Raw genomic sequence first — 8408 nt, 5'->3', positions numbered from 1 at the left:
ACTCCATCGATGCCGAGCGCCACGGGGTCGGCACCGGTGATCTGGTGCGCATCAGCACCGAGATCGGCTACTTCGTCTGCCGCATCTGGGTGACCGAAGGGATCCGGCCGGGCGTATGCGCACTGTCGCACCACATGGGACGGTGGCGACTGCACCCCGGCGAAGGCAGCCGGTGGGTCGCCGGCATGGTCGAGCTGTCCCACCCGGACGGTCAGCACACCTTCATGCTGCGGCACAAGACGGGAATCGCACCGTTCGACTCCGATGACCCGGACTCCGCGCGCATCGACTGGCAGGACCCCGGCGTGCACCAGAACCTCGCATTCGCGGTGCACCCGGACCCGTGGTCGGGCATGCACTGCTGGCTGCAGAAAATCAGCCTGGCCCCAGCCCACCCGGAAGACCGCTACGGCGACGTCTACGTCGACACCCGGCGCTCCCGCGAGGTGTACCGGGAGTGGCTGGCCAAGACCCGGTCCACGCTCGGCCCGGACGGCCAGCGCCGCCCGGAGTTCCTGATGCGGCCGGTACCACCAGTGCGCCGCGCCTACCGCGCCTGACCACGGAGGTATGTCGATGTTGTTGAACCACAAGGCGAAACCCCGCACCGACAGCGGGACGGTGCGCGCCGCGGTCGGCGCCGTGCAGGACCCGGAACTGCACCGCGGTCTCGCCGAGCTGGGCATGCTCCGCGACGTCGATGTGGACCGCCGGGGTCGAGCGCGCATCCAGATCGCCCTGACCACCTCGGCATGCCCGCTGCGCGAGTCGCTCCGCGAAGCCATCAGCACCGCCGCAACTGACGCCGGCGCCACCTCGGTCGAGGTCGGTTTCAGCACCATGTCGGAGCGGGAACGCACGGAGCTCGCCGGCAACATCCGCGGCGAGAGGCCGCGCGGGCTCGACGAGCGGACCCGGGTCTATGCCGTGGCCAGCGGCAAGGGCGGCGTCGGCAAGTCCAGCGTCACGGCGAACCTCGCGGTCGCCCTGGCCCGGTCCGGACAGCGCGTCGGCGTGCTCGACGCGGACGTGTGGGGTTACTCGATCCCGCACCTGTTCGGCGTCCGGCGCAACCCGATCGCGTTGAACGGGATCATGCTGCCAGTCGAAGCGCACGGCGTGCGGTTGATGTCGGTCGGATTCTTCGTCGACGACGCCGAACCCGTGGTGTGGCGCGGCCCCATGCTGCACAAGGCGTTGGAGCAGTTCCTGGTGGACGTGCACTGGGACGATCTCGACGTGCTGCTGCTCGACCTGCCCCCCGGCACCGGTGACGTGGCGCTGTCGCTGCTGGAACTGGTGCCGCAGGCCGCACTGCTGGCGGTGACCACACCGCAGCCCGCGGCGCAGAACGTCGCCGCCCGCGTTGGTCGGATGGCACGGGACCAGCGGATGCCGATCGCCGGTGTCGTGGAGAACATGTCCGCGCTCGTGTGCGGTTCGTGCGGTACCGCTACACAGATGTTCGGCTCCGGTGGCGGTCACCGACTCGCGGAACAGCTCGACGTGCCGTTGCTCGCGCAGGTGCCCCTGGACATCGCCATGCGCGAAGCGGGCGACGCCGGGATTCCCGTGGTAGCACGCGATCCTGATGCGCCGTCCGCGGTGGTGATGGCGACGCTCGCCGCGGAACTGCCGGTGGTGCGGCGCGGCCTCGCGGGTGTGCCGCTGCCGCTGTCAGTCGTGTGAGCGACGTGTGGCGTGCTGGGACCGCGTCGCCACCCCGATCAGGTCCCGCACTGGTCCCAGCAGCTGATGGCCGGACCGCCACACGGCGCGGATCACTCGCCGCATGTCGATGCCCTCGACCGGGACCGCGACCAGCCGACGCTCCACGAGGTCCCCGGCCACCGCGAGCGAGCTGATCACCGCGGGTGCCACCCCTGCTGCGGCGGCAGAGCGGACGGCGGTCGTCGAGGACGCCTCGAGCAGGGGCGGGGCCAGCGGCCCGAAGTCGGCGACCACCCGCTCCAGCGTGTACCGGGTGCCGGAGCCCGGTTCCCGCTGGATCAGCGGAGTCGCCACCAGTTCCGCCGCCGGTACCGGGGTGCGCCGGCGACTCCACGGGTGGCTCGGGGCCACCACGACTTCCAACCGGTCGGCGGCCACGTCCTGGCTGTCCAACCCCTCAGGCACCGACGGGCCCTCGACGAAACCGACTTCCATCTCGCCGCCGAGCACCAACCTGGCCACTTCGGCCGAATTGGCCAGCCGCAAGGACACCTTCAGCTCCGGCACCCGTTCGTGCAGCACGACCAGCCAGCCCGGCACCAGGTACTCGGCCGCCGTCATGCTCGCCGCGACCCCCAGTTCGTGGGCGCGTTTCCCCCGCAACGCGCTGATCCCGGCATCCAGCACCGTCGCGGACTCCACGACGTCGCGGGCCCAGTCCGCGACGAGCGCGCCGGCCGGGGTCAGCCGTGAACCGGCGGTGGAGCGCTCCAGCAGCGGCACACCGACCAGCCGCTCCATGTAGCGGATCCGGGAGCTGACCGCAGGCTGCGAGATGCCGTGTTCCTTTGCCGCGCGGTTCAAGCTCCCCAGCCGTGCAACGCTGAGCAGCACTTCGAGCGCGCCGATCTCCGGCATCCGGGGCGACAGCGGTGGCACATCGCGAATCCTACGAGCCGCGCGTCGCGTTGGGTACCTTTGAGTCCGCGCGGAATGGTTCCTCACCCGGACAGGGGCGATCGGGCGATTTCGCGCGAAACCGCCGACCCGCACCCCCAGCCGGCCGCATGCCCACGCACCATTCTGAAACGCCCCCTAAGGTAGATGCAGGCCACGAGGAGGTCCGGATGTCGTCACGCGCCACGCGCTCAGAGGTCGATGCGCGCGCGGGTGCAGCGCCGATGGGGACGCAAGCCATCGGGCGCGCGATGGCGGTGTTGCGGCTGTTCATCGACATGAAAGGCGACGTGCGGCTGCACCAGGTGGCGGAGCACCTCAACCTCTCGACCGGTACAGCCCACCGCATCCTCCGCGCCCTGGCAGCCGAAGGCTACGTCGCCCAGAACCCCACGACGGACAGCTACTACCTCGGCTCCCGCGCGGTGCTGCTCGGGCAGGCCGCCCAGCAGGCCCTCGGGCTGGACAAGGCACTGCCGGTGCTCGAAGAGATCAACGCCGCCACCGAGGAATCGGTCAACCTCGCGGTCCGGGAAGCCGGGGAATCCGTGGTGTTCATACGGGTGCAATGCACCTTGCCGCTGCGGTTCGAGCAGCACGTCGGGGCCCGTTTTCCGCTGTATTCCACGGCATCCGGCAAGGCCATGCTGGCGCACGCCGCCGACGCCGAGGACTTCGTGGCGTCACTGCCTGCCGAACTCCCGGCCGTGACGGCCAAGACGTTGCGGGACCCCGACAAGCTCGTCAAGGAGCTCAAGTCGATCCGCCAACGCGGTTACAGCCTCGATGACGAAGAGAACGTGCTCGGGGTGCGCTGCGTCGGCGTACCCGTGCTCGACGACGCCGGAAACGCGCACGCAGCCCTGGTGGTGCAGGCTCCAGCGGTTCGGATGCCTCGCGACCGCATGCACGAACTGGGCCGATACCTCGCCGAGCCGGCGCGCAAGATCAGTCGGCTGATTCCCGTGCACCACTCCTTGAGCCGCCCAGCCACGCCTTGACGCCCAGCCACCTCCTGCGCCACATCAGCTCTCGCGGTTACCAACCGTCCCTTCCGTGACCGACTGATGAATCCTGTTGCAGCGCTTGCTTTCTGACACGTTCATGCAACGTCCTGCCGTTGTTGCCTTCCCGGGTTCGCGCTGACTTCGCGGGGTTGTGTCGCACACCACTCAACCATATAGTGACACACCACTCCACATGTTGAATCCCATTCGGGAGGTAGCGGAATGACCGCTCCAGCCAACGACACCGTGTTCACCTGGGCCGCGCCGCCGCTGAAGTTCGGACTGGGCGCCCTCGACGAGATCGGCGGCGAACTCGCCGCGTCCAGGGCTCGGAGAGTCCTGGTCCTCACCGACCAGGGGGTGCGCAACACCGGGATCCCCGCCCGCGTGCAGGACCGCATCCGCGCCGCGGGCATCGAATGCGAGGTCTTCGACGACGTCGCGGTCGAGCCGACCGACGTCAGCATCGACCTGGCGGTCAAATGGGCCCGGGAGAAGGATTGGGACGCCTTCGTCGCCGTCGGCGGTGGCTCCACGATCGACACTGCGAAGGCGGTCAACCTGCTCACGACCCACGACGGCGAACTGCTCGACTACGTCACGCCGCCGATCGGCGCCGGGCGCGTGCCCGATGGGCCGGTCAAGCCGCTGATCGCAGTGCCGACCACGGCGGGCACCGGATCCGAGTCCACCACGATCTGCGTCGTCGACTTGTTGTCGATGCACCTCAAGGCCGGCGTCAGCCACCCCCGGCTACGGCCGACCCTCGCCCTGGTCGACCCGTTGACCACCGTCAGCATGCCCTCGCAGGTCACCGCCGCCAGCGGCATGGACGTCCTCTCCCACGCCCTCGAGTCCTACACAGCGGTGCGCTTCGACACCAAGCCCGCGCCCGCCGACCCCATGCGACGCCCCGCGTTCTGCGGCTCCAATCCGATCAGCGACGTGTGGTGCGAGATGGCGCTCAAACTCGTCGGCAGCCACCTGCGCGCCGCCGTGCACAACGGTCGCGACCTCGATGCGCGCTACCAGATGGCGCTCGCCTCCACCTACGCCGGAACCGGCTTCGGCAACGCCGGAACGCACTTACCGCACGCGAACGCCTACCCCATCGCGGGAATGGCACAGGGCTACCGAGCGCACGGATACCCGGAGATGCCGATGGTGCCGCACGGCCAAGCCGTCGCGGCCACCGCACCCGCCGTCTTCGCCTGGACCTACCCGGCTGATCCCGAACGACACCTGCGGGCGGCCGAACTGCTCTCGGGCGCCACCTTCACTCGCACCGACGGAGCCGAAGCGCTCCCGCACGTCCTCCGCGAACTCATGGCCGACATCGACATGCCCAGCGGTCTGAGCGCCTTCGGTTACGGCGAACACCACATCGAGTCCCTTGTGGACGGGACGCTCAAGCAGACCCGCCAGCTCGCCGTGGTTCCCCGTCAACTGGACCGCGCGGCCGCAGCGGACATCTTCCGAACCTCGCTGTGAGACCGCGACATCGACGAAGGAGCCCGCCTTGAAGGAGAAAGCGGAACGAAGAACCTCCGACCAGCAGAACATGAAGATCGTCATCCTCTCCAGCATCCTGGGCACGACCATCGAGTGGTACGACTTCTTCCTCTACGGCATGGCCGCCAGCCTCGTCTTCGGCCAGCTGTACTTCCCCGGCCACGACCCCGCCGTCGGCACCCTCCTGGCCTTCGCGACCTTCGCGGTCGGCTTCGTGGCCAGGCCGGTCGGCGGATTGATCTTCGGGCACATCGGCGATCGCATCGGGCGCAAGAAAACCCTCGTCACCACCATGATGATCATGGGTGTCGCGACCTTCCTCATCGGCCTGGTCCCCACCTACGACGACATCGGGATCCTCGCGCCGATCCTGCTGGTCCTGTGCCGCGTGGCGCAGGGCGTGGCGATTGGCGGCGAGTGGGGCGGAGCAGTCCTGCTCGCCGTCGAGTACGCGGGGCCACGGCGCAAAGGGCTCTACGGCAGTTGGCCCCAGGTGGGCCTGGCCCTCGGACTGCTGCTGGGGACCGGCGCGTTCCTGCTGCTGTCCGCCGCGATGGACGAGGCCGCGTTCCTGGCCTACGGCTGGCGCATCGCCTTCCTGTTCAGCGTGGTGCTGGTGCTGATCGGCATGTTCGTCCGCCTGAAGGTCATGGAGACACCGGCCTTCACCGCCATGCGTTCGAACCAGGAGGCCGCCACGGTGCCCGCCGCCGAACTGCTCCGGGACCGCTTCAGCCGGCGACACCTGCTACTGGGTATGGGAAGCCGGCTCGCCGAAGGCGTCGCCTTCAACACGTGGGGCGTGTTCATCCTGTCCTACGGCGTGAAATCACTCGGCCTGCACTACTCCGACCTGCTCCGCGTCGTGCTGGTCTGCTCGGCGGTGATGGTCGTTTTCATCCCCCTGTTCGGACACTGCTCGGACCGCTGGGGCAGTAGGAAGACCTTCGCGTTGGGCGCGATGATCTTCACCGTCCTGGCGTACCCCGTGTTCGGTCTCTTCGAGACCCGTTCGCTCGTCGTTCTCACCGCCGCGCTGCTGATCATCTTCGGCGTGGCCTACCCGTTGATGTACGGACCGCAGGCGGCGCTGTACTGCGACCTGTTCCCCACCAAGGTCCGCTACACCGGCATCTCGCTCGTCTACCAGCTCTCCGGGATCTTCGCCTCCGGCCTGACCCCGCTGATCCTGGCCAGCCTCCTCGCGATCGGTGGCACGCCGTGGCTCATGGTGGCCTACCTCGTCCTCGCCGGCGGGGTCAGCACGGCATGCACCTTGGCGATGCGTCCGATGGACTCGTCTGCCGACGAAACGCGTGGTGCACCGCGGCATTCAACGCCTTCGCTCGCTGCGGAATGAGAATCCCGGCTTTCCGGCTGCCTCGACAGCCGGAGACGTCCACATCAGACCGGTAGACCCACGCCGACGGGCTGCACGCTCGACGATTTCGACGGTGGGCCATTGGCCATCGCGCGAAACCAACGGATCCAGTCAGATCGCGCGGGGTTTCCGCGATCTCGTGCTGCTCCTTGAAGATCCCGGCCTCGATGCGGCACGTACCGGTGCCGCCGGTGGCGCGCGCATTCGTGCGGTTCTGATCGGGATTGCGCGTGTCCCGCGCAGGGACTAGGACGGCTTGAGCTGGTTCCTGCGATCCATCCTGAACTGGCACTCCGCACGAGTCGCTCCGCTGCCTAGCGTGACCGCAACCACAACGTCTCACGCAACCGCTACTCCTGGAACGTCTTGGGGTGCGACCTGAAGAGGAGGAAACGTGGCTCCCGACTCAGCTGATGGCCAAGCCACTGGTTTGCAGCAAAGCTTGAAGCGCCGTCACATGAACCTCATCGCCCTCGGCGGTGTCATCGGGGCCGGCCTGTTCGTCGGCAGCGGTGTGGTGATCCACCAGACCGGGCCGGCGGCCGTGGTGTCATTCCTGCTCGCGGGAATCCTCACCGTGCTGATCATGCGCATGCTCGCGGAAATGACGGTCGCCAAGCCCGCGCTCGGCTCGTTCTACGTGTACGCCAGGCAGGCTCTGGGCAACCGCGCCGGATTCTCCGTCGGCTGGATGTACTGGTACTTCTTCGTCATCGTCGTCGCCGTCGAAGCGGTCGCGGGTGGCCAGATCCTGCAACTGTGGCTGCCCGGCGTACCGCTATGGGTGCTCAGTGGAGCGCTGCTGACCCTGCTGACGGTCACCAACCTCGTCTCGGCACGCTCCTACGGCGAGTTCGAGTACTGGTTCTCCTCGATCAAAGTGCTGGCCATCGTCGTGTTCCTGCTGGTCGGCTGCCTGTACCTGTTCGGGTTCTGGCCCGGAGCCCACGCAGGCCTCCACAACCTGGTCGCGCACGGCGGCTTCGCACCCATGGGCGTCGGCGCGATCCTGGCCGCCGTGGTGCCCTGCGTCGCCTTCTACACCGGCGCCGAAATCGTCACCATCGCCGCAGCCGAGTCCGCCGAACCGAAGCAGGCGGTGGCCCGAGCCATGAAATCGATCATCTTGCGAGTGGTCGGCTTCTACGTCGGATCCGTGTTCCTCGTGGTGGCGATCGTGCCCTGGGATTCGCCGCAGACGAAGGTCAGCCCCTACGCTGCCGTCCTGTCCGCGCTGGAAGTCCCGGCGGTGACCACGGTGATGAATGCGATCGTCCTGACCGCCGTGCTGTCCTGCCTGAACTCCGCGCTCTACACCTCCTCCCGGATGTTGTTCGCCCTCACCAAGAACGGCGACGCGCCCAGGGCTCTCACCAAGCTCGGCCGGGGCTCGGTGCCCAGGCGAGCGATCCTCGTCGGAACCGTCGCCGGCTACGTCTCCGTCCTGGCCGCCTACTTCTCGCCCGAAGTGGTGTTCGCGTTCTTGGTCAACTCCTACGGCGCCGTCGCGTTGTTCGTCTACCTCGTCATCGCGATCGCCCAGGTGCGGATGCGGCGCACCCTGGAGCGAACCGAACCGGCCGCGCTCACGCTGAAGATGTGGCTGTTCCCGTGGCTGAGCTACCTCACGATCGGGCTGATGGGCGCGGTCATCGTCGCGATGGCGGTCCTGCCGGACACCCGCTCGCAGTTCTGGCTGAGCTTGCTGACGCTTGCCGTCATCTTGGCCGGCTACCAGCTCCGCGCGCGCCGCGACCGACGCGGCGGTGCTCCGCAGCGGGCCGACGGCGATTCGGCCGGCATCCCGCAGATGCGGTAGGAAGCGATCGAGGCGATGAGCTCGGCGGCCGCGCGGACCATCGCCGACCCCACCGGTCGGC

7 protein-coding genes are annotated in these 8408 nt (G+C 68.3%); 6 read left to right on the top strand and 1 reads right to left on the bottom strand.

Annotated elements, in window-relative coordinates; translation table 11 throughout:
* The coding region (locus ABTZ89_RS31425) for a molybdopterin dinucleotide binding domain-containing protein (RefSeq protein ID WP_351051536.1) at nt 1-560 on the top strand (560 nt) is incomplete at its 5' end.
* 16 nt (nt 561-576) lie between these two features.
* Nucleotides 577-1689: an Mrp/NBP35 family ATP-binding protein gene (locus tag ABTZ89_RS31420; RefSeq protein WP_351051533.1), complete on the top strand. Its 1113-nt coding sequence runs from the start codon at nt 577-579 to the stop codon at nt 1687-1689.
* Here ABTZ89_RS31420 and ABTZ89_RS31415 read toward each other — a convergent pair.
* Nucleotides 1678-2610: a LysR family transcriptional regulator gene (locus ABTZ89_RS31415; RefSeq protein WP_333777403.1), complete on the bottom strand. Its 933-nt coding sequence runs from the start codon at nt 2608-2610 to the stop codon at nt 1678-1680. The genes ABTZ89_RS31420 and ABTZ89_RS31415 overlap by 12 nt on opposite strands.
* A 188-nt stretch (nt 2611-2798) precedes the next feature.
* On the opposite strand from ABTZ89_RS31415, the gene ABTZ89_RS31410 reads away from it, so the two are divergent.
* The 4 genes from ABTZ89_RS31410 to ABTZ89_RS31395 all read left to right on the top strand — a co-directional run bounded on the left by ABTZ89_RS31410 (nt 2799) and on the right by ABTZ89_RS31395 (nt 8347).
* On the top strand, nt 2799-3629 hold the full coding sequence (locus ABTZ89_RS31410) for an IclR family transcriptional regulator (protein ID WP_270948251.1): 831 nt from the start codon (nt 2799-2801) through the stop codon (nt 3627-3629).
* 228 nt (nt 3630-3857) lie between these two features.
* Complete coding sequence (locus ABTZ89_RS31405) at nt 3858-5126, top strand: hydroxyacid-oxoacid transhydrogenase (RefSeq protein WP_351051528.1); 1269 nt, start codon at nt 3858-3860, stop codon at nt 5124-5126.
* 28 nt (nt 5127-5154) lie between these two features.
* A complete protein-coding gene (locus tag ABTZ89_RS31400; protein WP_351051525.1) occupies nt 5155-6507 on the top strand; it encodes an MFS transporter in 1353 nt (450 codons plus the stop codon).
* 478 nt (nt 6508-6985) lie between these two features.
* Nucleotides 6986-8347 carry an amino acid permease gene (locus ABTZ89_RS31395; protein ID WP_351051522.1) on the top strand — a complete coding sequence of 454 codons (1362 nt, stop codon included), beginning with the start codon at nt 6986-6988 and terminating at the stop codon, nt 8345-8347.
* Nucleotides 8348-8408 lie beyond the last annotated feature (61 nt).

It is taken from the genome of Saccharopolyspora sp. NPDC002686 (genome assembly GCF_040295745.1).
In the GTDB taxonomy this organism is placed as follows: domain Bacteria; phylum Actinomycetota; class Actinomycetes; order Mycobacteriales; family Pseudonocardiaceae; genus Saccharopolyspora; species Saccharopolyspora oryzae.
The sequence above is the reverse complement of the archived record's forward strand: the minus strand, read 5'-3'. Positions and strand labels throughout refer to the sequence as shown.